Consider the following 24,564-nt stretch of genomic DNA (forward strand, 5'->3'; position numbering starts at 1 on the left):
GGACTGCCGCCATGTTCAATCACAACACCTCCTCCCCCGTGCGCCTGACGCTGCGCGCGCTGGCCTGCCTCATCGGCTACCCCGGCGCCGAGCTGCGCGCCCTGCTGCCGGGCCTGATCGACGCCCTGCGCCTGGAGCAATCCGTGGCGCCCGCGCGGCTGCGCGAGTTGCAGCAGCTGGCCGAGCAGCTGCAGGCCATGGACCCCTTCGAGGCCGAGGCCCGCTACGTGGACACCTTCGACCGGGGCCACCAGACCTCGCTGCACCTGTTCGAGCATGTGCACGGCGACTCGGCCGACCGGGGCCCGGCGCTGATCGACCTGCAGCAGACCTACGAGCGCGCGGGCCTGGCCTTCGAGGCCGACGAACTGCCCGACCACCTGGCCGTGGTGCTGGAGTTCGCCTCCACCCAGCCGCCGGCCATCGCCCGCGAATTCCTGGGCGAGATGGCCCACATCCTCAACGCCCTGTTCACGGCGCTGGCGCGGCGCGACAGCCCCTACGCCAGCGTGATCGCGGCCGTGCTGGAGATCACCGGCCACAGGGCCGAGCGCGTGGAAATCCGCCCCGAGCCCGCCATGGACGAGGCCTGGGCCGAACCCGCCGCCTTCGACGGCTGCAGCAGTCAGGGCAAATCCCGCCCCGGCGCCGAGCAGCCCGTGCATTTCGTGCGCCGCACGGCGGCGCCCCAAGCCCAAGGACCCCGCCAAAGGAGCCTGACATGACCCCCTCCTGGATAGACCACCTGCTCTTCGGCCTCTACCCCTACATCTGCCTGGCCGTGTTCTTCATCGGCAGCTGGCTGCGCTTCGACCGCGACCAGTACACCTGGAAGAGCGATTCCTCGCAGCTGCTGCGCAGCGGCAGCCTGCGCTGGGGCAGCAACCTGTTCCACATCGGTGTGCTGTTCCTGTTCTTCGGCCACACCGTGGGCATGCTCACGCCGCACTTCGTCTACGAGCCCTTCATGGCCGCAGGCGCCAAGCAGCTGCTGGCCATGGTCAGCGGCGGCATCGCGGGCACGCTGGGCTTCATCGGCCTCACCATCTTGCTGCACCGCCGGCTGTCGGACGTGCGCATCCGCGCCAACTCCAGGTTCAGCGACATCGCCATCCTCTGGCTGCTGTGGCTGCAGCTGCTGCTGGGCCTGGCCACCATTCCGCTGTCGGCAAAGCACATGGACGGCTCCATGATGATGGCCCTGGCCGAATGGGCGCAGCGCATCGTCACCTTCCGTGGCGGCGCGGCCGAACTGCTGGCCGAGGCCGGCTGGGTGTTCAAGGCCCACATGTTCCTGGGCATGAGCATCTTCCTGGTCTTCCCCTTCACGCGCCTGGTCCATGTCTGGAGCGGCTTCGGCACCCTGGTCTACCTGTTGCGTCCCTACCAGCTGGTGCGCTCGCGCCGCCTGGGCCTGCCCGCATCGTCGGCACGCCGTGATGCCAAGCCCGGCCATTGAGGAGATCGACATGGAACATGGATGCAACGGATCGGGCGGCGGCCACTGCGGCTGCGCGTCTTCAACCCCTTCTTCTTCTTCTTCTTCTTCTTCTGCACCGATGGGGGATCTCCCGGCGATTCCCGAAGTGCCGGCCTTCCAGCCCGTGGGCGAGGCCGGTGCCGAGGTGGCCCGCATCAACGCAACGCCGCTGCACGCACCCGGACAGCGCCCGCCCGAGCGCGAACTGCGCCAGCGCGCCTGCACCGAGCTGCTGCGCCAGGCGGCCCAGCGCGAAGGCCTGCTGGGCGCCGATGATGCGGCCGGCGACGACGGCGTCATCAGCGAGCGCGCCTCCCAGGCCATAGAGCAGCTGCTGGAGCAATCGCTGCACCTGCCCGAGCCCGGCGAGGACGCCTGCCGCCGCCACTTCGATGCCAACCCCGCGCGCTTCGCCCAGGGCGAGCGCGTGCGCCTGCGCCACGTGCTGTTTGCCGTCACGCCCGGCGTGGACGTGCGCGCCCTCACACAGCGGGCCGAGGCCCTGCTGATCGAGCTGCGCTGCGCCGACGACGCCGGCCTGCGCTTTGCCGAGGCCGCGCGCCAATGGTCCAACTGCCCCAGCGGCCAGCACGGCGGCGAACTGGGCTGGCTGGGCCGCAGCGATTGCGCGCCCGAATTCGCGCGCGATGTCTTTGCCTCCCAGGAAATCGGCGTGCTGCCGCGCCTGGTGCACAGCCGCTTCGGCCTGCACGTGGTCGAGGTCTGCGCGCGCGAGGCGGGCGTTCTGCCCGACTGGCAGCAGGCGCGCCCGGCCGTCGCCCAGGCCCTGCACCAGCAGACCTGGGTGAGCGCGCTCCACCAGTACCTGCAACTGCTGGCCGGCCAGTCCGAGGTGGTGGGCGTGCGCATCGCTGCGGCCGACTCGCCGCTGGTGCAATAGCAGGGGGAAGTGCCGATGCCCGACGACGAACTGCTGCTGCGCCTGCGGCGCTTCCACGAGCAAGCCTTCCCGCAGTACCGCGCTCAGTTCCGCACCCTGGTCGACGAGGGCCAGCACCCGACCACGCTGTTCATCGGCTGCTCGGACTCGCGCCTCGTGCCCTACCTGCTCACGGGGGCGCCGCCGGGCGAGCTGTTCCTGGTGCGCAACGTGGGCGCCTTCGTGCCGCCGTACGACGGATCGCACGGCCACCACGGCACGGCGGCGGCCATCGAATTCGCCGTGCTCAACCTGCAGGTCAGCCGCATCGTGGTCTGCGGCCACAGCCACTGCGGAGCCATCAAGGCCCTGTATGGAGAAGTCTCGCCCGAGGCGCGCAACCTGCAGCGCTGGCTGGACCTGGGCCGCGAGGCCGTGCTGCCCGTGCAGGCCGGCCCCGAGGCGCTGCGCCGCACCGAGCAGCGCGCCGTCGTGCTGCAGCTCGAACGGCTGATGGACTATCCCATGGTGCGATCGCGGGTAGAGGCCGGGCAGCTCAGCCTGCACGGATGGCACTATGTCATCGAAGACGGCGAAGTCCACGTCTTCGATGTCCAGACCGGCCGCTTTGTTGCGGCATCTCAAGCTCCGCACAGCGGCACCGGGCCGTACCCGCCCTACGTGGAGCATGATGGACAAGTGCTTGTCGACTGAGGCCCGAGCAAGTGCCAGGGACGGCGGCAGGCAAGTCAACACGGGAGCCATGCCAATGCATCGCGAAAACCTGGGCCGCGCGCAGGACGCGGCGGATCTGCAGCCCATCAGCCTCGATGTGCTGCGCGAGAAATACCTCAAGAACGGCGAGACCGGCGTGGGCGAGCTCTACGCCCGCGTGGCCCGCGCCCTGGCCTCGGTCGAGCCCGAAGCGCGCCGCGCCGAATGCGAGGCCCTGTTCCTGGCCAACCTGCAGGCCGGCGCCATAGGCGCGGGGCGCATCATGAGCGCGGCCGGCACCGACCTGCAGGCCACGCTGATCAACTGCTTCGTGCAGCCCGTGGGCGACTGCATCCAGGGCGTGGACGACGGCGGCTACCCCGGCATCTACGAAGCCCTGCGCGAAGCCGCCGAAACCATGCGCCGTGGCGGCGGCGTGGGCTACGACTTCTCTCGCATCCGCCCCCGCGGTGCCGAGGTGCGCGCCACCGCCTCGCTGGCCTCGGGCCCGTGCAGCTACATCAACGTCTTCGACCAGTCCTGCGCCACCGTGGAAAGCGCGGGCGCGCGGCGCGGCGCCCAGATGGGCGTGCTGCGCATCGACCACCCCGACGTGCTCGAATTCATCACCGCCAAGCGCACGCCGGGCCGCTGGAACAACTTCAACGTCTCGGTCGGCGTCAGCGACGCCTTCATGCAGGCCGTGGCCGAAGACCAGCCCTGGCACCTGGTGCACCGCGCCCGCCCCGGCACCGCCCTGCTGGAGCAGGGTGCCCACCAGCGCGCCGACGGCCAGTGGGTCTACCAGACCCTGCCCGCCCGCACGCTGTGGGACACCATCATGCGCTCGGCCTACGACTTCGCCGAGCCAGGCATCCTCTTCCTGGACCACATCAACGACGACAACAACCTGCGCTACTGCGAGGAGATCGCGGCGACGAATCCTTGCGGCGAGGAGCCCCTGCCGCCCTACGGCTGCTGCGACCTCGGCCCCGTCATCCTCACGCGCTTCGTGCGCCATCCGTTCGGCTTTGCGGGCGAGCCTGTGTTCGACTTCGAGGCCTTCGAGCGCGCCGTGGCCGTGCAGGTGCGTGCGCTGGACAACGTGCTGGAGCTGACCTGGTGGCCGCTGCCGCAGCAGCGCGAGGAAAGCGAGGCCAAGCGGCGCATCGGCGTGGGCTTCACGGGCATGGGCAATGCGCTGGCCATGCTGCGCCTGCGCTACGACGCGCCCGAGGGCCGGGCCATGGCCGCGCGCATTGCCGAGCGCATGCGCGATGCGGCCTATGGCGCCTCGGTGGAGCTGGCGCGCGAGAAGGGGGCCTTCCCCAAGTTCGACGCCGATGGCTACCTGGCCGAAGGCACCTTCGCCAGCCGCCTGCCCGAGGCGCTGCGCCAGCGCATACGCACGCACGGCATACGCAACAGCCACCTGCTGTCCATCGCGCCCACGGGCACGGTCAGCCTGGCCTTTGCCGACAACGCCTCCAACGGCATAGAGCCGCCGTTCTCCTGGACCTACAAGCGCAAGAAACGCACGGCCGATGGTGGCAGCGCCGAGTACGCGGTCGAGGACCATGCCTGGCGCCTGTACCGCTCGCTGGGCGGCGACGTGCAGCAGCTGCCCGAGTACTTCGTCAGCGCGCTGCAGATGCCTGCGGCCGGCCACATCGCCATGATGCAGGCCGTGCAGCCCTTCGTGGACACGGCGATCTCCAAGACCGTCAACGTGGCCGCCGACTATCCCTACGAGGACTTCAAGGACCTGTACCGCCAGGCCTGGAAGGCCGGCCTCAAGGGGCTGGCCACCTACCGGCCCAACACCATCCTGGGCGCCGTGCTCGAGACCCATGCGCCTGAATCTGCTGAAAAGCCGGCCTCCCCCGCGCCGGCAGGGGTAGCGGCTTCCGCACCCGACCCGCTTCGCACCGTGATAGAAAGCCGCCCCCAGGGCGCGCTGGATGCCGTGGCCGAGAAGATCGAATACTGGACCCAGCAGGGTCCCAAGCGCCTGTATCTGGTCGTCTCCTTCCTGCCCGTGGTGCTGCCCGATGGCCGCACGGTGGACCGCGCCATCGAATTCTTCATGCCCGTGGGCCAGAGCGGCGAATCCCAGCAGTGGGTGACCTCCAGCATGCGCCTGCTGTCACTGGCCGCGCGCGGCGGCTTCCTGGAGCGCGCCCTCAGCGATATGCGCAAGGTGGCCTGGGACCGGGGCCCCGTGCGCCTGGGCACCCACCAGCGCGACGACGGCACGCGCGTGCCCATGTGGCACGACTCCGAGGTGGCCGCCATCGCCTATGCGGTGCAGAACATCCTGGCCCGGCGCGGCAGCGGCGCACCGCCCGCCCCATCGCCGCTGCCCGAGCCCGAAGCTCTGGCCACCGACCCCATGGTCATGGCCGGCCGCAAATGCGAGGAATGCGGCGCCCATGCCGTGATCCGCAAGGACGGCTGCGAGTACTGCACGGCCTGCGGCCATCTGGGGAGCTGTGGGTGAAAGTTACCGTGTCCCCACGTCCGCAGGGCGATGCCGTGCCCGGCTGGCGCGCGCCCGGCACGGGCTTCGACCAGCCCTTCGAGATGCTCGAAGCCTGCCACGAGCGCGTGCTGCGCATGCTGGCGCTGCTGGACCGGCTGCGCGTGCATCTCCGGACCAAAGGTTGCGACGACAGCGCACGCCAGGCGGCGCGCGACATCCTGCGCTACTTCGACCAGGCGGCGCCGCTGCACCATGAGGATGAGGAGCTGCATGTCTTCCCGCCGCTGCTGGAGCAGGGCGATGCGCAGACCGTGGCCCTGGTGCAGCGCCTGCAGCGCGAGCACGGCCTGATGAGCGCCGACTGGGCGCTGGCGCGCCAGCCGCTGCTGGACATGGCCGAGGGGCGTTGCCAGGGCTTTGGCGCGGCTGACGAGGAGGTGTTCGAACGCTTCGCGGCCTGCTATGCCAGCCATGTCGAGAATGAAGAGCGGCTGGCCTACCCGCAGGCGCGCGGCCTGCTGCCAGAGGCAACGCAGGCGGCCATGGGCCGTGAGATGGCCGTGCGGCGCGGCGCAGATCTGTCGCGCCGGTAGCGCTTCGGCAGTGCCGCCTGCAGCGCGCGGGCGCAGGCGCGGCGATACTCGCAGGCTTCCGGCCCTGCCTTGCCTTTCGCCCACGAGCCCACGCCCTCATGTCCGCGCGCCGCCCCATCCCCCTGCTTCGCATTTCGCTGACCCTGCTGGGCGCCTTTGCCGCCGCCCAGCTGTGCCTGTGGCTGCGCACGCCGCTGCCCTGGATGCTGGGGCCGCTGATCGCTACCTCGCTGGCCTCCATCCTGGGCGCGCCCACGGCCAGCGCGGGCCGGCTGCGCAACGGCGGGCAGTGGATCATCGGCGCCTCGCTGGGCCTGTATTTCACGCCGGCCGTGGTGCAGTTGATCGCGGGGCTGTGGTGGGCGATTGCCGTGGCCATCGTCTGGGCGCTGCTGCTGGGCTGGGGCTTCGGCGCCTGGCTGTACCGCGTGCATGCGCCGCGCATGCCGCAGATACCGGCGGGCGAGATGCGCGCCACCACCTATTTCGCGGGCGCCATTGGCGCGGCGTCGGAGATGACGCTGCTGGCCGAGCGCGAGAACGCGCGCACCGACCTGGTGGCGGCCAGCCACAGCCTGCGCCTGGTCATCGTCACCGTGAGCATTCCGTTTGCGCTGCAGTGGAGCGGCCTGCACGGGCTGGAGGGGCTGACGCCGCCCAGCATCCGCATCGTCGAATGGCCGGGGCTGGCGCTGCTGGCCGTGCTCACGGGCCTGGGCGCCTGGGCCATGGACCGGCTCAAGCGGGCCAACCCCTGGTTCCTGGGCGCGCTGCTGGTGTCCATGCTGCTGACCATGTGCGGCCAGGAACTGTCGGCCGTGCCCCAGGCCCTGGTCAATGCGGCGCAGCTGGTGATCGGCATCAGCCTGGGCGTGCGCTTCAAGCGCGAATTCCTGCACACCGCGCCGCGCTGGCTGGGCTCCGTGGCCGTGGGCACCGTGGGGCTCATGGCGATCTGCGCGGGCTTTGCCTGGCTGCTGCACCTGGCCGTGGACCTGCCCTGGGTCACGCTGCTGCTGGGCACCTCGCCGGGCGGCATCACCGAAATGGCCATCACCGCCAAGGTACTGCAACTGGGCGTGCCCGTGGTCACGGCCTTCCAGGTCTGCCGGCTGATCGCCGTGCTGCTGCTGGTGGCGCCGCTGTTCCGCTGGGTGGAGGCGCGCGGGCCGGCCGCGTCGCGCACGGCCTAGGGCCCACCTCACCACAGCCCACTGTCACTGGTAGACACCGCAATCGCACCACCGGCCAGCGCCTGTTGCACCTGCTCCTGACTGCAGACGAAGCCCGAGGCCACGAGCGGCGGCAGGATGCGGCGCTCGGCCTCGGTGATGTGGGCCAGCATGGGGGCGGGCATGATCTGCACGAGGTTGGGGTCGCTCTGCTCCACGGCCTTGATGCTGCGCGGCCAGGTGGAGCGGTCGGTGACGAAGACCTTTTGCATGGTCAGCAGCCCGGCCTTGTTGGCGCGCTGGATGGTGGCCACGCGCGTGGACAGCAGGCTGCTGGCGCCCAGGTCCACAAGGTAGTCCACGCCGCCCTTGTCGGGCGAGATGCCGTCGCAGCTGTCGATGTTGACGATGGCGATCTTGCCCGCCCCGGTGATGGTGGAGATCACCGAGCGCAGGCGGCGCAGTTCGATGTTGGCGACGATGGCGACTTCGGCCTGGCTGGCCAGCAGCGCGTCCATCTGCTCGGCCCCGTACAGGGTGGCGATGACGGGGCGGCGCGCCAGCCGCGCGCCCAGGGAGTTGTCCGGGCGGCCCATGTCAGAGGTCCAGCCCCAGCTTGCCGGGGTTGAGCAGGTTCTTGGGGTCCAGCATGCGCTTGGTGGCCTCCAGCAGGGCAAAGGCCGGGCCCAGCGATTGCCGCATGTAGGGCGCGCGCAGCAGGCCCACGCCGTGGTGGTGGCTGAGCGTGGCGCCGTGGCGCAGCAGCACGGCGTTGGCCGCGTCCCAGGCCGCGCGGTACCACTGGGCGCGCTGGTCCACGGCCACCTCGCCGCGCAGCGAAAAGTACAGGCAGGCGCCATCCACATAGGCATGCGACTGGTGGGCCGAGCCGGCCAGGGTGCCGGGGATGGCCTGCAGGGCGGCGACCACTTCCTCGTAGATGGCCGGCAGGTCTTTCCAGGGGCCGCACATCTCCAGCGTGTCGGCGACGAAGCCCGGGCCTTTCTTGAAGCCCTCGGCGCTCTTGCCAGTCAGGTAGCGCGTGTCCAGCCAGCGCTCCAGGGTGGCGGCACCGTCCAGCCGTTCTCCCAAGGGTGCACACACACGCTCGCAGATGGCCATGACGGCATCGACGATCTCGGGCGCGCCTTCGTCGGCGATCAGCAGCACGTTGATGTCGCTGCGGCCGAATTGCACGCCGCTTTCCAGCGCGTCGTACAGCCGCAGCGCGGCGGGGTTGGCGCCTTGCTGCAGGATCTGGCGGCAGGCCTCCAGGCCCTGGGCAAAGCTGGCAAAGCCATAGGCGATGGCGCGGCCGTGGTCGGGCAGGCGGTGCAGCTTGAAGCGGATGCGCACGATCACGCCCAGCGTGCCTTCCGAGCCGATGAACAGCTGCTGCAGGTCCGGCCCGATGGCCGCGCGCGCGTAGCCGCCCACGGTGACGAGGCGGCCATCGGCCAGCACCACGTCCATGCCGTGGACCATGTCCTCGATCTTTCCGTAGCGCGTGGACAGCTGGCCCGCGCCCCGGCAGGCCACCCAGCCGCCCACGGTGCTGATGCCGAAGGACGAGGGCCAGTGGCCCATGGTCATGCCGTGGCGGCGCTGGATGGTTTCCTCGAACACGTCGCCGAACATGCCGGCCTCGACCTCGACGATCTGGCTTTGCTCGTCCATGGCGATGAAGCGATTGAGTTCGCACAGGTCCAGCACGATGCCGCCGCGCATGGGCAGGGCCGCGCCCGTGACGTTGCTGCGCCCGGCCGAGACGGTGACGGGAATGGCGTGCGCATCGGCAATGCGCATCACGGCCTGCACCTGCTCCACGGTGGATGCATGGGCGATGACGGCCTGCGGCGTGGCCGGGTGGCCCGAGGTCTCGGCCACCATGGTGCGCGCCCACCAGTCGCGCGTGCCGGCGACGATGTCGGCGCGCTCGGTCTGCACGCGGTCGCAGGCGGTGCGCAGCGCGGCGAGCGCGGCCTCGGGCACGGCCACGGGTTCGTGCTGCAGGCCGCAGGCAGGACCTTCGGAGGCAGGGCGGTCGGCTGCAGGTGCGGCCTGCGCCGCCCAGCCCGGTGTCGTGGGGGCGCCCACCACGTAGTTGCGGCGGTTGTAGCCGCGGGCGATTGCGTCTTTGCTCAGCATTGGATGTCTCCCATCAAAATCTGTTTTTCGCGCTCCACGGCGCGGCGGTAGTCGTGGACCTGTTGCGCGACCTGCGCGGGTGTCAGTCCCAGTTCATCGGCCAGGATGTCGCCCACGCGCTGCGCGGCGTGGGCCGAGGCATCGCGCGCCATGAGGCGGGCGCGCAGGCGGCGCGAGAGCACGTCGTCCACGCTGGCCGCCATTTCGTGGCGCACGGCGTAGAGGACTTCGGCCTCGGTATGGGGCAGGCCCTGCACGATGGGCCGGGCCAGTTCGGGCCGTGCGGCCAGCAGGTCGCTGACGAAGCGCGCCTCCGTGCCGTAGCGCTCGCCCAGGTGGGCCGACAGGCCGCCCGTGGCCGTGATGGCCTGGGCGTCGTAGCCGGCCGCGCCCAGCACAAAGGCCGAGGTGGTGGTGCAGCGCGTGCGCCGGCCCAGCAGCTTTTCCACGGCGTCCACGGTCTGCTCTGCCATGTGGCGCGAGGTGGTGAGCTTGCCGCCCACGATGGTGACCAGGCCGTCGGCCGCCACATGGATTTCGTGGTTGCGCTTCATCTCCACGGTCTTGCCGCCGGGCGGGCCGACCAGGGGGCGGCAGCCGGCGATGGAGCCGACCACGTCCTCGGGCGACAGGTCCACCCTGAGTGCAGAGCGCGCGCCTTCCAGCAGGAAATCCAGCTCGGTGCGCGTGCAGTGCACATCGTCCAGGCCGCCTGCGTAGTCCTCGTCGGTGGTGCCCAGGTAGGAGACATCGCCCCAGCGCGTGATGGTGGCGCGCCGGCTGCGGCCCGGCACGGGAATGGTGACGGTGCAGTCGTTGCGTATGCGCAGCCAGGGAATGGCCACGTGCACGCCCTTGGCGGGGCGCACGTGCAGCCGGGGCTCCTGGCCGGGCTTGCGGCCATCCCAGTCGCGCAGCCACACGCCCGTGGCCATGACCACGCTGCGCGCGCGCACCGTGATCTCGCGGCCATCGGCCTGGACGATGGCGCCATCCACGCGGCCGTGGGCGTTGCGCGTGACGGCGGTGGCCTGGCAGTGGTTGAGCACGGCCGCGCCATGGAAGGCTGCGGTGCGCGCCACGGCCAGCGTGAGCCGCGCATCGTCCACGCGCGCGTCGAAGTACATGTAGCCGCCCAGGAGCTGCTCTTCGCGAAAGCTCGGGCAGTGCGACAGCACCTCGGCCTTGCCGAGCTTGCGGTGCAGGATGCCTTCGCGCCAGCCGCCGGCCAGGTCATAGGTCCACAGCAGGCTGCCGAAGGCCTTGGCCAGGCGGGCGTCGAAGACGCCGTCGCGCTCCATCACGGGAAACAGGAAGGGCAGGCGCTGCACCAGGTGCCGCGCATTGCGGCGCAGGCGCTGGCGCTCCAGCAGCGAGTGCCGCACCAGCCCCAGGTTGCCCTGTTCGATGTAGCGCAGGCCGCCGTGCACCATCTTGGAGGACTTGGACGAGGTGCCCGAGGCGAAGTCGTCCTTCTCCACCAGCGCCACGCGCAGGCCGCGCAGGCTGGCGTCCAGCGCCGCATAGGCGCCGGTGATGCCGCCGCCGATGACCAGCAGGTCGAAGGCCTCGTCGCCCAGCCGCGCGAGCTGGTCCGCGCGCTGCAGCTGCAGCGGCGCGGTCTGGGTCAGTGCGGCGCTGTCCCTGCGCTCCTTGCCAAAGGGCCATTGCATCATGCGCAGCCCTCCAGGGCGGCGCTGCGGCCGGGGGCCCGCGCGCGGGCCAGTTCGTCGCCCACGCGGGCGCGCCAGATGCGGCGGCGCTCGCCGCGCTCGTCGGCGGCCATGCGCGGGGTGAAGACCGCTTCGGTGCGCAGCGTGGCGCAGGCCTGCTCCAGCCCGTCCCACAGCAGGCCTGCGCTGCCGGCCATGAAGGCGATGCCGCGCAGGCTGGCCTTGTCGGTATCGGCCAGGCGGCGCACGGGCAGGCCGCCCAGGTCGGCCTGGATCTGCAGCAGGGCATCGCTGCCCGACAGGCCGCCGCCCACCAGCAGCTCGCCCACCTCGGTGCCCGATGCCGCCTCGTCCGCCTGCACGCAGGAGGCCACGGAATGCGCAATGCCTTCGAGGATGGAGCGCGCCAGCTGCGGCCGCGAGGTGGCCATGGACACGCCCGAGATCGAGGCCCGCGCGCCCGGCTCCATGGCAGGCAGGCGCAGGCCGGTGAGCGCGGGGATGAAGACCAGGTCGGCCGGCGTCTCGGCCTCGCGGGCCAGGGTGCTGATCTGCTGCGGGTTGTCGAACCACTGCAGCTTCTCGCAGATCCAGTTGAGCGCCGAGCCCGTGGTGGGCACATAGGTCTCGATGGCATAGCGCGAGACACCGCCCATGCGCCGCGCCGTCATGGTCAGCGAGCTTTCATGGGCCGCGTCATGCGCGGGCAGCTTTGTTCCCGTGAGCACATCGACGAAGCTGCCCGTGCCATGCACGCACAGCGCCTGGCCCCGCTCCAGGCAGCCCAGGCCCACGGCGGCCGCATGCTGGTCGCCTGCGCAGGCCAGGATGGGCACGGCCAGGCCCAGCAGCTCGGTGCGCGTGCGGCCAAAGTCCTGCACGTCCTCGCACAGGCGGGGCAGCAGCTCGGCGGGAAACTCCAGCGCGTCCAGCCAGTCCTGCAGGTAGCGGTGATCGCCCAGCGCATAGGCATTGCCCGAGGTCACATTGGTGGGCGTGGTGACCACGGCGCGCGCATCCGACAGATGCCACAGCAGCCAGGAGTCGATGGTGCCGAAGGCCAGGCGGCGCTGCTGCCAGGCACGGGCCACGGCCGCATCCTCACGCAGCTTGCGCGCGGCCCACAGGTAGGGCGAACGCACGCCCACGGGCCGGCCCGCGTGGCGGATCAGCCGGGCATCCCAGTCGCCGGCCAGCAGGGCCAGTTCTTCGCGGTGGCGCGAGTCCTGCCAGACCATGATGGGCGCCAGCGACCGGCCCGTGGCCGTATCCCAGAGCACGGCCGAGCAGCGCTGGTTGGCGATGGCCAGGGCCACGATCTGCTGGCCGCAGCCCTGGGCGCGGGCGATGGCGCGGCGGCACACGTCCAGCGTGCGCTCCAGCAGCAGGTCGGCGTCCTGCTCGACCACGCCGGGGCGCGGGCAGTGGATTTCCAGCGGCAGATAGTCCTGGGCGGACACCTGCCCGTCGCGCCCCACGACGGCGGCGCGCGTGCCCGAGGTGCCTTCGTCTATGCAAAGGATCACGGCTTCATGGTGCATGGGGTGGTCTCTTTCAGGCGGTGGTTTGAGCGACCTTGGCGGGCGGGGCCGCGTCTTCCGCGAACTGGGGCGCGCCGGGCTCGTCGTCGGGGTTCACGGTGGTGCGCGTGGGGTCCCAGCGGATGGAAAAGCAGACGATGCTGGCCAGCAGCGGCACCACGGACAGGATGAGGAAGGTGTTCTCCAGCCCGTACTGCTGGCGGAACAGCGGGAACACCAGCAGCCCCAGCGCCGCGCCCATGGCGCCCAGCGCGCCGATCACGCCATTGGCGCCCGCGCGCAGCTCGCTGCGGAACGACAGCGTGGACAGGCTCTTGCCGTTGGCGCCGGGCCCGCCCGAGTGAAAGAGGATGAACAGCGAGGGCACGGCCACGGCCAGCCAGATGGGCATGCGGCCGTTGAACAGGCCCAGCACCAGCAGCATCAGGAACACCAGCGCAAAGCCGAAGGCCGAGGCCCGCCGCAGGCCCAGCCGGCGCCCGATGACGGGCGACAGGAAGCCGCCGACGATGCCGAACACGTTGAACACCAGCGCGCCCAGCGTGGCCTCGCGGAAGTCCTTGCCGAACAGCGAGGCGCTGATCAGCGGCAGGTACCAGCCCACCGCGAAGTACTGGATGGACTGGCCTATCTGCACCGTGGCCGCCAGCAGCGTGCGCGGCAGGTAGATGCCGCGAAAGATCAGCAGCACATTGGCCAGGCCTCGGCGGGCCGGGTTGAGCACGGGCAGGCGCTCGGCAAGGGGCGCTGCCCTGAAGGTCTGGCCATAGATGCGCGTCATGGCGCGGGCCGCGTCGTCCAGCCGCTCCTTGCGTGCCAGCCAGGTCGGGCTTTCCACCAGCAGCGCGGCCTGCAGGCCCAGGATGAACACGCCGAACACGGCCGTGGCCGCGACCGAGTAGCGCCACAGCGAATCGCCCACGTCCCAGGAGTGGAACCACAGCGCCAGCACCAGGTTGCTGCACACGGCCATGTACCACATGCCCTGCCAGACATTGAGCCGGCTCTTGAGGCGTGCGGGCGTGAACTCGGCCAGCACCGCCATGGCGATGGCGAAGTCGATGCCATAGGCCGCGCCCACGAAAAAGCGGCCGAAGAGGATGGTGGCGTAGTCGGGCGCCATGCTGACCAGCAGCGCACCGGCCACGGCCAGCACCTTGGCAATGACCAGCGGGCGCATGCGGCCCCAGCGGTCGGCCATCCAGCCGCCGATGGGGTTGAAGGCGATGGACACCCAGGAGGCCAGCGACGTCATCCAGGCCACCTCGGCCGGCGTGAGCTGCTGGTCGCGCGTCATGGGCCCCAGGCCCACGCTGAGCGCGGAGTTGGAAAAGGCGTCGAGGAAAAGGCCGCCGAGTGCCAGCCACCAGATGGTGCCGGCGCGGCCTGAAATGCCCTGGCGTGCGTCGATGTACGAGATGACATCCTGAACGCCACGAATGCTGTGGCCTGTGGTTTGCATCGCTGCCTCCTGGTTGTCTGCAAGAGGCCGGCGCACACCACACAGGCGTGACAAGACCATCTCACAGATGGTCTTCAAATCTTGAACCTGTGCCCGGGATTCTAGGAAAGAGCAGGGGTTGCGCAGTATCGGTAGAAGCACCAGGGCGAAGGCGCCGGGCTATCAGGCGCGCTAATAGCAGGCGGCAGGCAGGGCCGGCAAGCATTGGTTTTTCCTGTGGCGCGAACGCTGCGCGTGTTTCACTCTGTTTCTTGAGCGATAGAAAAAGACAATAGGATTTTTCGATTAATTGTCTAAACAGATGAAATAGAGGGAGGGAACCCATGATGTCAATCAGACGATGGGCAAGGCTGTTGCTGTGTGCCAGCATGCTTTTGCTGGGCAGTCAGGCAATGGCGCAGAAGATGTTGATGCTGACCACGGACGCGGGCGGGGTGAACTCTTCCGTCGAGGAGTCCGAGTTCACCAATATGAGAACGGAATTCTCCAACGTGGTGGGCGCAGCCAACGTGACACGGGTGTCCACTCTGTTCACAGCCAATGGCATCAGCGCAGCCACCTTCAACCCGCCCGGCGGGCCCTACGACATGGTGGTGGTCGCCAGCCACTATCGGGCCATCCATCCCACGAACTGGGCAGTCCTGTCACAGGCCGTGGCCAATCGCTGGGCCAACAGCGTGCTGTTCTTCGTCGATGGCTATGACGACACGCTGACCAACGACGTGCAGATGCTGGAGCTGCTCAATGCCAATACCGGGCGGAATTTCACATTGGGCACGAAGGTGGGAGTCTTTCAGAGCTATCCGCTGAATGCCAACTCTGCCTATTCGGGCTCGTTCACCAGTCTCGACCCGGTCTACGGTGGATTTTTCGACTACATCAACAACGTCCCCGGAGAAAACGTTCTGTACCTGGCGAACGGCACACCCGTTGCCGGCTTCCCGCCTGCGGGCTCCACCGCCCTGGTCAATGGCGTCTACGCCTTGCTGGTGCCCGTCGCCCAGTCCAACAATGGCCAGGGCGCCTGCGTCTTTGCCACCGTGGATGTGTCCAGCTTCCGAGATGCGGACATGACCCTCGCCCGCAACGGCGGCAAGATCGCGCAGGCCTTTGTGCGCGCCGTGACTGATCCGGGTGGTGCCTGCGGCCTGCCCACGGTGACCAAGCGCTTTGACAAGACCGATGTGCTGCTGGGCGGCGCCGGCAACACGGCGCAGCTGACCATCGAATTTCAGAATGCCACGCTGCAGGACGTGGCCCATGCCAAGGTCACCGATGCCCTGCCCAGCCCCCTGCTGATCGGCAGCGGTCCCGTCACCCATACCTGCACGGGCGGCACGCTGACCGCGACTGAGGGCTCCAGCACGATCAATCTGGATGACTTCGGTATTCCCCACACCACGGGCTGCTCCATCACCGTGCCCGTGGTCTGGCCCAATGACGCGGCAGGCCGCGCAGCCTGCGCGGACCCTGTGGCACGCACCGTGACCAACATCATCCGGCCCGGCGTGGACTTCACACCCGCAAGTTCGGGCAACAACGCCACGGCCACGCTGACCTGCCAGCCCGGCACGCTGGCCGTGGGCAAGACGGTGGCCTGGGCCGCAGGCAGTCAGGCCACGGATCTGACGGGCAGCAGCTTCCCCGTCAGCGTTTCCTGCACGGGAACGGACGGCGTTGTGGTGCCGAGCATTGCCACCAGCGTGACGCTGAGCACGCCCACGGCGGGCGCCGTCTCTGTCACGCCCGTCATCTCCAGCGGCAGCTGCACGGTGACCGAAACCTCCCGCCCAGCGGCACCGGCCAATCACCAGTGGGTGGAGGTCAGCCCGCCCAGCGGCACCGTGGCCTTGCTGGCGCCACCTGGCAGTCCTGCCGTGGCCTTGACCAACACGCTGGCGCGCAGCGCCGCATCGATTGCGCTCACCAAGACCGTGGCGGGCGGCCCTGCAGCGGGCGTAACCGGCAACTTCGACTTCACTGCGAGCTGCGGCGTGGACGGCAACTACACCGGCGCCGTGGCGCTGAGCAATGCCTCGTCGGGAACGGGCGGCATCGCCGGTGTTCCGCAAGGCGCGAGCTGCGTGGTCACCGAGAACACGCCTTTGCCTACCGCGCCGGTCAACTACAGCTGGGGCGTCATGCCCGCTGCCGTGCCGGTGACGGTGGTGGCTTCCGGCAATGCGGCCGCTTTCACCAATACCCTGGTGCGCAGCACCGCTGTCATCAGCCTGACCAAGAACGTCACGGGCGCGCCTGCAGGCGGCGTGAGCGGCAGCTTTGCCTTCACGGCCAGCTGTGGCGCGAGTGGCAGTTTCACGGGGACCGTGGTGCTGGCCAATGCGACCACGGGCACAGGCACCATCACCAACGTGCCCCAAGGCGTGAGTTGCTCGGTCAGCGAAAGCACCACGCTGCCCTCGGCACCCGCAGGCCTGGCGTGGGGCAGGATGCCGGCGGCCGTCACGCTGACGGTGGCGGCCACGGGCAACGCAGCGGCTTTCACCAACGAGCTGACGGCGGCGGCTGGCAATGTGGCAGCCATCCCCACGTTGAGCCAGTGGGCGCTGATGATGCTGGCCCTGATGCTGGCCGGGATGGCGGCACTTTCGATCAGGGCTGCGTCCAGGGATTGACGGTGGAATGGGGCTGGGTCCGCCCAGCCCAAAGCCCAATGAAAAAGCCGGAAATGCTCATCGCATTCCCGGCTTTCTTATGGGTTGGAGGGAGGTGAAAAGCGCGGCGTCAGTGGACCACGACAGGCTGCTGGGCCAGGCCGGCGTAGCGCTCCAGCGCGTCTTCCACCTCTTCCTCGGTGGGGGCGTCGAGCTGCCAGGCAATGATCTGCTTTTGGAACATCTCGGCCCAGGAGCCGTCCAGGTAGACCTCCTTGCCCGAGCGCTTGTCCACGATCTCGAAGCCGTGGCGTGGCAGTTGACGGGCGGTATCGACTGCCTCATTGCCAGCCGTTGCATCCGGATCCATGTCGGGACGCAGATGGAGCACCACAAAAGATTCGGAGTCGTAAAGCATTTGCATGGTGTTCCCTTTCTGGCCCGTTGCCGGGCGTCGCACAGCCTACATGGCTGCGAAGCGCCGGATTTCAAGAACCGTGGGGGTCCCGATCTATCACAGGCACTTGCATGCAGTATTCCACGGATTGGCATGCGCGGCGGCGTGCGCCGCAGGCCGCGCTGTGGTAGGCGGGCGGCAGCGGTGCCTGCAAGTGCCGGCCTACCCGCGATCAGGGCGCCTGGCGGCCCTTGAGCTGCAGGTCCGCGAAGTCGCCGTTGTCCTGCGCCAGCCGGATGCGCACGGGCAGGTATTGCATGGACGGCGCCAGCCACAGCGAGGCCTGCTGGTCATCGCCGGCCGCCGCGATCTTGTCCAGCCGCAGCGCCTGCGTGCTGCCCGAGGGAAGGTCCAGCGTCTCGGTCTCGCCCACGCGGAAGGTCCAGCGGTCGGCGCGCCGCGCGCTGACGGTGATGAAGCTGATCTGCGTGCCCGCCGGATAGCGCTGCGGCGCCGCCGCCAGCAGGGCCGACAGCTGCAGGAACACGCTGAGCCGGTCCTGCGCGCCGGGCGCGATGGCGGCATCGGGCGCGCCCGTGCTGAAGTGCGCCAGGTTCTGGTCGAACGCCAGCTGCGCCGATTGCTCCTTGCGTGCCTTGTCGTTGAAGCGGCTGGGCTCCAGGCCCCTGTCCGTGATGCGGCCCGCGCTGGTTTGCGAGCGCGAGCCCAGCAGGAACAGGCTGACTTCCTGGCTGGCCTGGTACTCGCCGTTGGCATGGCGCCAGACCAGCTCGGCACTGGCCGAGTAGTTGAAGCGCTTGGCCTGGCCGGTGACGGCGAACGACAGCCGCGCGGGATCGGGCAGTTGCACGGGAACGGGGGCGTCGGAGGCCAGCGGCGTGCCGTCGGGCGATGTGATGGCCATGCCCTGGGCCGGGCCGGCCGAGGGAGTGGGCGGTGTTTCGGGTTCGGGCTTGGGAGCAGGCGGCGCCGGCGGCGTGGCCGGGGTTGGCCGGCTGCCGACATCTGCAGGGGCAGCGGCGGCTTCCGATGCGTCCGATGCGGCAGGCTCCGGCGCTGCGGCCATCGGCAAGGGCTCCACGGTTTCGCGGATGGGCGTGTCCAGCGGCTCGGGCGTGGGCGCGGGTGCGGCGGGTGCCGGGCGCTGGACCTTGGGGCGAGGCTGCTGCGGCTTGGGCGCAGGCGCCTTCGATGCAGGTACGGGCGCTGCAGGCGGGGGGGCAGGTGGCTCGGGCAGGGACAGCGCCCGCGTCTGCATGGCTGCCACCTCGGTGTGCGGCGCTGACACCTGGCTCCACAGCGGCAGGCCCAGCAGGGCCAGGGCGTGCACGCCCAGCACCACGGCGGTGAGGGCGGGCAGGGCGCGCTGGCGCAGGTGCATTTCAGGCATTCCAGCCCAGGTCCTGGGACAGCTGGACGCAGGCCTCGCGCAGGGGCGCATCGATGGCGCCGCCGTATTCGGGGTCGAAGGTGGCAATCGAGCCCAGCGTGGTCAGGCCCAGCACGATATGGCCCGAGGAGTCGAAGACCGGCGTGCAAAACGCCACGATGCCGGGCAGCACGGTATCGACCACGCGGGCGGTGCCGCGCTCGCGCACCTCGGCCAGCATGGCGTCTATGGCCTCGGGGGTGAGCGGCAGGTCCTTGCGCTGGATGCGGCGGGCCTTGGCCACTTCGGGCTCCAGCAGCGGGGCCGTGACCTCGCGCGGCAGCCAGGCCGCGAAGCAGCGCCCGGTGGCCGAGGCCAGCATGGGCATGACGTCGCCCAGGCGCAGGTTGGCGGTGACCGACTGCGCGCTTTCCTCCCAGTGCACGATGGTCGGCCCGTGGTTGCCCCAGACGGCGATGGCCGCCGTGTGATGGATGCGCTCCATGAGCGCGGGCATGCGTTCGCGCGCCAGCCGCACGGGGTCCAGCCGGGCCAGCGAGGCCAGGCCCAGCTTGAGCGAGGCCGGACCCAGGTCGTAGCGGGAGGTGCGCGCGTCCTGGGTGACCAGTCCGATGCGCTGAAAGCTCACGAGGTAGCGGTGCGCCTTGGCGGCACTCATGCCGGCGTCGGACGCCAGGTCCTTGAGCATCTGCGGGCCCCGGGCGCGCGTCAGCGCTTCCAGCAATGTAAAACCGACCTCGACCGATTGAATCCCTGCGCGTTCCTTGTCCATTGCAATAGAATTTGGTTTTGTTTAGTTAAATCAATTTAACTTATCGTAATTCGTGGCTGCGTCGCCATGGGTATCCAGGCTGCTGCCCGGATGCCGTGGCGCGCGGCGGCAGCACGGGGGAGCAGCATGAAACTTGCCACATACAAGGACGGATCGCGGGACGGGCAACTGGTCGTGGTGTCACGCGACCTGAGCCAGGCCCATTATGCGACCGGCATAGCGAGCCGCCTGCAGCAGGTGCTCGACGACTGGAGCTACATGGCGCCCCAGCTGCAGGACCTGTACCACCTGCTCAACAGCGGCAAGGCGGTCCATGCCTTTGCCTTCGATCCGCGCCAGTGCATGGCGCCGCTGCCACGTGCCTACCAGTGGGCCGATGGCTCGGCCTACATCAACCATGTGGAGCTGGTGCGCCAGGCGCGCGGCGCCGAGGTGCCCGCCAATTTCTACACCGACCCGCTGATGTACCAGGGCGGCAGCGACGATTTCCTGGGCCCTTGCGACGATGTGGTGGTGCCCAGCGAGTCCATGGGCATCGACTTCGAGGCCGAGATCGCCGTCATCACCGCCGACGTGCCCATGGGCGCCACGCCCGAGCGTGCGCTGGGCGGCGTGCGCCTGGTCATGCTGGCCAACGACGTGAGCCTGCGCAATCTGATCCCCAATGAGCTGTCCAAGGGCTTCGGCTTCTTCCAGTCCAAGCCCGCCACCTCCTTCAGCCCGGTGGCCGTGACGCTGGACGAGCTGGGCGACGCCTGGAAGGGCGGCCGCCTGCACCTGACGCTGCAGTCCACCTGGAACGGCCGCAAGGTCGGCATGTGCGATGCGGGCGAGGACATGAGCTTTCACTTCGGCCAGCTCATCGCCCATATCTGCAAGACGCGCAATGTGCGCGCCGGCTCCATCGTGGGCAGCGGCACCGTGAGCAACAAGGGCGTGGAAAGCGGCAAGGGCAAGAACCGGCGCATGGAGTGGCCCAAGGGCTACAGCTGCATCGCGGAGAAGCGCTGCATAGAGACCATCCAGGACGGCGCGCCCAAGACCGAGTTCATGCGCTTCGGCGACACCATCCGCATCGAGATGAAGGGCAAGGACGGCCAGAGCATCTTCGGCGCCATCGACCAGAACATCGTCGAGCTTGCCGAATGAGCCGCGTCTGCGCACCCTGGTGGCGCCTAGCGGGCAGGTCGCTGCGCGCCGGCCTGGCCGCGCTGGCGCTGTCGCCGTTGGCCGCGGCATTCGCGGCGCCCCCGGCCGCGGACCCCGTCACCTGCCCGCCCGAGGCGCGCATGCCCGGCCCGGACGAGATCCGCGCCATGCAGCGCAAGGCGCAGGACCGCGGGCTGCTGTGGCGCATCGAGCACCGGGGCCGCACCAGCTGGCTCTACGGGACCATGCACGCGGCCAAGCTCGATTGGAGCGTGCCTGGCCCCACGGTGGCGGACGCGCTGCGCGCCTCCGACAGCCTGGCGCTGGAGCTGAACATCCTCGATCCCGATGTCATGAAGGTCTTGTTCGCAGGCATGCAGGCGCGGCCCGATGCGCCGCCGCTGCGCGGCGATCTCCAGCGCCGGCTTGAGGAGCAGCGGCGCCTGGCCTGCGCCGGCCCCGAGCTGGCCGTGCTGCGCCCCGACGCCCAGGTGATCTCCCTGTTGTCGCTGGCCGGCCGCAGCGAGGGGCTGGACGCGTCCTATGGCATCGATTTCTCGCTGGCCGGCGTGGCGCTGGCCCTGGGCAAGCCCGTGCTGTCGCTGGAGACGCCCGAGCTGCAACTGCGCGAACTGGTCTCGGACGACCCCGCGCGCGTGGCCGAAACGGTGGAGTCCGGCCTGCGCCAGCTGGAAAGCGGCATCGCCTCCCAGAAGCTGGGACTGATCGCGAAGGTCTGGGCCGATGGCCGCATCCACCTGCTGGAGAGCCTGCCCGACTGGTGCGACTGCATGGCCAATGCCGCCGAGCGCGCCGACTACGACCGCATGGTCTATGGCCGCAACCCCGGCCTGGCGCGCGAAGTGGCGCGGCAGATCCGTTCCGGCCGCAGCGTGTTCGCCGCCGTGGGCGCCCTGCACATGGTGGGCACGCGCGGCCTGCCGGCGCTGCTGGCGGCCCAGGGCTTCAAGGTGCAGCGCGTGGAGTTCCCCGCAGCCAGCCCGCCCTGAAACACACGGCCGCCGCCTCCATGAAAAAAAGCAACAGGGCGCGGCCAGGACCCATCCACACCCATCCCACAGGAGACAACAATGGACCGTAGACAATTCCTGGCCGCCGTGGCGGCCTCATCCGCCGGCATGGCCGCGCCTTTTGCACAGGCGCAGGACTGGCCCGCCAGCAACATCCGCTGGGTCGTGCCCTATCCGCCCGGCGGCGGCACCGACGTGCTGGCGCGCACCGTGGCCGAGGCCATGCGCCAGACGCTGAACCAGACCATCGTGGTGGACAACCGCCCCGGCGCCTCCACCAACATCGGCGCACAGATCGTGGCCACGGCCAAGCCCGACGGCTACACCATCATGTCGGCCGACAACGCCGTGCTGGCCTACAACGAGCACCTGTTCAGCAAACTGTCCTTCAACCCCGAAAAGGACTTCACCTACATCGGCGGCATCAGCCGCTTCCCGATGGCGCTGGTGGTGAACCCGAACTTCGAGGCCAAGACCTTCAAGGAATTCCTGGCCTACGTGAAGGCGCATCCGGGTCAGGTCAACTACGCCTCGCCCGGCAACGGCTCGCCCCACCACCTGGCCATGGAGATGTTCAAGAACCGCACGGGCACCTTCCTGACGCACATCCCCTATCGCGGCGCGGCGCCTGCGCTGGCCGACGTGATGGGCGGCCAGGTGCCCTGCATGTTCCTGGACCTGGCCTCGGGCCTGCCCGTGATCCAGTCGGGCAAGGTGCGCGCCCTGGCCATCGGCACGGGCAAGCGCGTGCCCAGCCTGCCCGAGCTGCCCACGCTGGCCGAGGTCGGCGTGCCCGATACCGAGGTCTATGCCTTCCAGGGCATCCTGGGCCCGGCCAAGATGCCCCCCGCCGTGGTGCAGCGCCTGAACGCCGAACTCAACAAGGCGCTGGCCAACCCCGCCGTGGTCAAGCGCATGCAGGACTTCGGCATGGAGGCGCTGCCCGGCACGCCCGAGCAGTTCCTTGCCATGTCGCGCGCGGAATCCAAGCGCTGGGGCGCCATCATCAAGAGCGCGGGCGTCAAATTGGACTGACCCCCTGAGCGGCTGCGCCGCTTCCCCCTTCTCGCTTCGCGGAGGGGGACGACACCCTCGGTGCGGGGCGGCCCTTCCTCGGTGTCTCTGGGTTGGGCCGTGGCGGTTTTGGGGGCGGCGCCCGGCTTTGATCTGATGCGCTGGTGCTGCTTTTTTTTGGCGTTCCTGATCGCCAATCCAGCGATCAATCCAGCCATCAATCCAGCGCCTTCTGCCTGCGCATGGTGATGAACAGGACGGCCAGGCTGGCGGCGGCGCCGGCCACGCCCAGGGCGGCGAAGAGGGGGATGCCCCACAGGCGCGGGCCCATGGTCAGCAGGCCGGGGGCCAGGCCCAGGATGAAGGCGCCGGAGACCACCGCCAGGGCCAGGCGGGTGGCGGCGCGTTCCAGTGCCAGTGAAAGCCGGTCGATGTGGCGTATGTCCAGATCGGCCTGCAGCCGGCCCGAGCGCAGTCTTTGCATCACCAGCCGCAGGGTGTGCGGCGCATCGTCGGCCAGTTCCAGCCACTGCGCCATGGCGGCGCGGCGCTGGCGCGCCAGGCTGCGCAGGGAGTAGCGCTGCAGCAGCTGGGCCTTGACCAGGGGCGTGGCCGTCTGCACCACGTCGAATTGCGGGTCCAGCTGCAGCAGCACCTGGTCGGCCGTGATGAGGGCCTTGAGCAGCAGCGCCATGTCGGCGGGCAGGGCCACGCCGGTTTCGCGGGCCAGGGCCATGAAGTCCTGCAGTGCGCGGGACATGACCAGGCGGCCGTTGCTGGCGCCGGGGCCATGGCGGGTCACGAAGCGGTCCACGGCGGCCTCGATGCGCGCGGCCGAGGGCGGGGCGCGGCCGGGCATTTCGCTTTCGGCCGCCCATTCCAGCAGCACGCCCGAGAGGCTGCGGCCCTGGCCCTCGACCAGGGCGCGCATCAGGCCCAGCACCTGGCGGCGGCGCTGGGGCGACAGCCGCCCGACCATGCCGAAGTCGATGAAGCCGACGCGGTTGCCGGGCAGGGCCAGCAGGTTGCCGGGGTGCGGGTCGGCGTGGAACAGGCCGTCGCGCAGCACCATCTGCAAAAACGCGCAGGCGCCACGGCGCGCCAGCAGCGGGCCGTCCAGCGCCGGGTCCGCACCCACGGCCGAGGCCGGCACGCCCGGCACGAAGTCCTGCACCAGCAGGCGCGGCCCGCTCAATGCCCAGTGGATGGCCGGCACGACGATCTCGGGCTGGGCCGCGAAGTGCCGCGCCACGGCGTCGCCGTTGTGGGCTTCGACGGTGAAATCCAGTTCCTCGCGCAGCGCTTGGCCCAGCTGGCGCGTGACCTCGCGCGGGCGGTAGCGTGCCAGCTGCGGCCATTGTTCCTGGGCCAGCAGCGCCAGGTGCTCGAGCAGGCGCAGGTCGGCCTCGATCTGGGGGCGCAGCCCAGGGCGCTGGACCTTGACCACGACTTCGATGTCGGCAGCGCTGGCCGCAGGGGTGCTGTCGCTGTCGCGGCCGTCTTTCTGGTCTTGCCGGTCATCCCGGTCTTCGGCCGCAGGCAGCCGCGCGCGGTACACCTGGGCCATGGAGGCCGAGGCCAGCGGCACGGGGTCGAAATGCGTGAACACCTGCTCCACGGGCAGGCCCAGCGATTGCTCGATCAACGGCTGGGCCGTCTCCCAGGGCAGCGGTGCGGCGTGGCTGTGCAGTTGCTGCAGCGCGGCCGTCCATTCGGGCGCGAGCAGATCCGAGCGCGTGGCCATGATCTGGCCCAGCTTGACGAAGCTGGGACCCAGGTGTTCGAGGGCCATGCGCAGGCGCTCGGGGCGGCTGGCATCCAGCGGATGCTCGGGATGGGGCTGGCTGCCGCGCGGCGCGAAGCGGGCCAGGCCCAGCGTGTCGACCAGGTCGGCCAGCCCGAAGCGCAGCAGCACGCCGACGATTTCCTGCAGCCGGGCACGGTCGCGCACGGCGACCACGGCGGTTTGCAGCATGGGCATCTCCTGTCGGTGGTGGCAATGCGGTCCATTGTGCCGATGCGCCAGACGC

General features: G+C 69.7%; 21 protein-coding genes. 11 read left to right on the plus strand and 10 right to left on the minus strand.

Annotated features, from left to right (window positions below; genetic code table 11):
- Window positions 1-11: 11 nt before the first annotated feature.
- The 7 genes from narJ to KDK82_RS19235 all read left to right on the plus strand — a co-directional run bounded on the left by narJ (window position 12) and on the right by KDK82_RS19235 (window position 7,342).
- On the plus strand, window positions 12-725 hold the full coding sequence (gene narJ / locus KDK82_RS19205; protein WP_088165922.1) for a nitrate reductase molybdenum cofactor assembly chaperone: 714 nt from the start codon (window positions 12-14) through the stop codon (window positions 723-725).
- A complete protein-coding gene (gene narI / locus KDK82_RS19210) occupies window positions 722-1,459 on the plus strand; it encodes a respiratory nitrate reductase subunit gamma (RefSeq protein WP_071954236.1) in 738 nt (245 codons plus the stop codon). Before narJ ends, narI begins: the two co-directional genes overlap by 4 nt.
- Before the next feature lie 100 nt (window positions 1,460-1,559).
- The gene (locus KDK82_RS19215; protein WP_016446632.1) at window positions 1,560-2,381 is read left to right on the plus strand and encodes a peptidylprolyl isomerase; all 822 of its coding nucleotides are present in this window, start codon (window positions 1,560-1,562) and stop codon (window positions 2,379-2,381) included.
- Between the two features lie 15 nt (window positions 2,382-2,396).
- Window positions 2,397-3,074 carry a carbonic anhydrase gene (locus tag KDK82_RS19220; protein WP_088165923.1) on the plus strand — a complete coding sequence of 226 codons (678 nt, stop codon included), beginning with the start codon at window positions 2,397-2,399 and terminating at the stop codon, window positions 3,072-3,074.
- A gap of 55 nt (window positions 3,075-3,129) precedes the next feature.
- Entirely contained in the window at window positions 3,130-5,574 is a 2,445-nt protein-coding gene (locus tag KDK82_RS19225; protein ID WP_088165924.1) for an adenosylcobalamin-dependent ribonucleoside-diphosphate reductase, read from the plus strand.
- Complete coding sequence (locus tag KDK82_RS19230) at window positions 5,571-6,149, plus strand: hemerythrin domain-containing protein (RefSeq protein ID WP_088165925.1); 579 nt, start codon at window positions 5,571-5,573, stop codon at window positions 6,147-6,149. Before KDK82_RS19225 ends, KDK82_RS19230 begins: the two co-directional genes overlap by 4 nt.
- Window positions 6,150-6,247: 98 nt before the next feature.
- Window positions 6,248-7,342, plus strand: coding sequence for an AbrB family transcriptional regulator (locus KDK82_RS19235; RefSeq protein WP_063327390.1), 1,095 nt, complete (start codon window positions 6,248-6,250; stop codon window positions 7,340-7,342).
- Between the two features lie 8 nt (window positions 7,343-7,350).
- Here KDK82_RS19235 and KDK82_RS19240 read toward each other — a convergent pair whose 3' ends face one another.
- The 6 genes from KDK82_RS19240 to KDK82_RS32845 all read right to left on the minus strand — a co-directional run bounded on the left by KDK82_RS19240 (window position 7,351) and on the right by KDK82_RS32845 (window position 14,515).
- Window positions 7,351-7,917, minus strand: a complete 567-nt coding sequence (locus KDK82_RS19240; protein WP_012203049.1) for a glycerol-3-phosphate responsive antiterminator — start codon at window positions 7,915-7,917, stop codon at window positions 7,351-7,353.
- A 1-nt stretch (window position 7,918) separates the two neighbouring features.
- Window positions 7,919-9,469, minus strand: a complete 1,551-nt coding sequence (locus KDK82_RS19245; RefSeq protein ID WP_088165926.1) for an FAD-binding oxidoreductase — start codon at window positions 9,467-9,469, stop codon at window positions 7,919-7,921.
- On the minus strand, window positions 9,463-11,145 hold the full coding sequence (locus KDK82_RS19250) for a glycerol-3-phosphate dehydrogenase/oxidase (RefSeq protein ID WP_088165927.1): 1,683 nt from the start codon (window positions 11,143-11,145) through the stop codon (window positions 9,463-9,465). Before KDK82_RS19250 ends, KDK82_RS19245 begins: the two co-directional genes overlap by 7 nt.
- A complete protein-coding gene (locus tag KDK82_RS19255) occupies window positions 11,142-12,683 on the minus strand; it encodes an FGGY family carbohydrate kinase (protein WP_088165928.1) in 1,542 nt (513 codons plus the stop codon). The genes KDK82_RS19250 and KDK82_RS19255 overlap by 4 nt, the downstream gene beginning before the upstream one ends.
- Before the next feature lie 13 nt (window positions 12,684-12,696).
- The gene (locus tag KDK82_RS19260; protein WP_088165929.1) at window positions 12,697-14,145 is read right to left on the minus strand and encodes a nitrate/nitrite transporter; all 1,449 of its coding nucleotides are present in this window, start codon (window positions 14,143-14,145) and stop codon (window positions 12,697-12,699) included.
- A 61-nt stretch (window positions 14,146-14,206) separates the two neighbouring features.
- Window positions 14,207-14,515, minus strand: coding sequence for a hypothetical protein (locus KDK82_RS32845; protein WP_179217943.1), 309 nt, complete (start codon window positions 14,513-14,515; stop codon window positions 14,207-14,209).
- Between the two features lie 40 nt (window positions 14,516-14,555).
- Here KDK82_RS32845 and KDK82_RS19265 point away from each other — a divergent pair, with 40 nt between their 5' ends.
- Entirely contained in the window at window positions 14,556-16,781 is a 2,226-nt protein-coding gene (locus KDK82_RS19265; protein WP_179217944.1) for an IPTL-CTERM sorting domain-containing protein, read from the plus strand.
- Window positions 16,782-16,890: 109 nt separating this feature from the next.
- Here the strand turns inward: KDK82_RS19265 and KDK82_RS19270 are convergent, their stop codons facing one another.
- From KDK82_RS19270 to KDK82_RS19280, 3 genes are all read right to left on the minus strand, one after another.
- Window positions 16,891-17,184: a DUF3567 domain-containing protein gene (locus KDK82_RS19270; protein WP_034390054.1), complete on the minus strand. Its 294-nt coding sequence runs from the start codon at window positions 17,182-17,184 to the stop codon at window positions 16,891-16,893.
- A 205-nt stretch (window positions 17,185-17,389) separates the two neighbouring features.
- A complete protein-coding gene (locus tag KDK82_RS19275) occupies window positions 17,390-18,568 on the minus strand; it encodes a DUF3108 domain-containing protein (RefSeq protein WP_088165931.1) in 1,179 nt (392 codons plus the stop codon).
- Entirely contained in the window at window positions 18,561-19,340 is a 780-nt protein-coding gene (locus tag KDK82_RS19280; RefSeq protein ID WP_088165932.1) for an IclR family transcriptional regulator, read from the minus strand. The genes KDK82_RS19275 and KDK82_RS19280 overlap by 8 nt, the downstream gene beginning before the upstream one ends.
- Before the next feature lie 126 nt (window positions 19,341-19,466).
- On the opposite strand from KDK82_RS19280, the gene KDK82_RS19285 reads away from it, so the two are divergent.
- The 3 genes from KDK82_RS19285 (at window position 19,467) to KDK82_RS19295 (ending at window position 22,555) form a co-directional block, all read left to right on the plus strand.
- On the plus strand, window positions 19,467-20,489 hold the full coding sequence (locus KDK82_RS19285) for a fumarylacetoacetate hydrolase family protein (protein WP_088165933.1): 1,023 nt from the start codon (window positions 19,467-19,469) through the stop codon (window positions 20,487-20,489).
- Window positions 20,486-21,499 (plus strand): TraB/GumN family protein, encoded by a 1,014-nt coding sequence (locus KDK82_RS19290; RefSeq protein ID WP_088165934.1) that lies wholly within the window; start codon window positions 20,486-20,488, stop codon window positions 21,497-21,499. Before KDK82_RS19285 ends, KDK82_RS19290 begins: the two co-directional genes overlap by 4 nt.
- An 81-nt stretch (window positions 21,500-21,580) precedes the next feature.
- Window positions 21,581-22,555, plus strand: coding sequence for a tripartite tricarboxylate transporter substrate binding protein (locus tag KDK82_RS19295; protein WP_016446620.1), 975 nt, complete (start codon window positions 21,581-21,583; stop codon window positions 22,553-22,555).
- Window positions 22,556-22,751: 196 nt separating this feature from the next.
- Here the strand turns inward: KDK82_RS19295 and KDK82_RS19300 are convergent, their stop codons facing one another.
- Window positions 22,752-24,509 (minus strand): AarF/ABC1/UbiB kinase family protein, encoded by a 1,758-nt coding sequence (locus tag KDK82_RS19300; protein ID WP_088166343.1) that lies wholly within the window; start codon window positions 24,507-24,509, stop codon window positions 22,752-22,754.
- Between the last annotated feature and the right edge of the window lie 55 nt (window positions 24,510-24,564).

The sequence above is a fragment of the Delftia sp. K82 genome (assembly GCF_002193035.1).
Taxonomy (GTDB): Bacteria; Pseudomonadota; Gammaproteobacteria; order Burkholderiales; family Burkholderiaceae_C; genus Comamonas; species Comamonas acidovorans.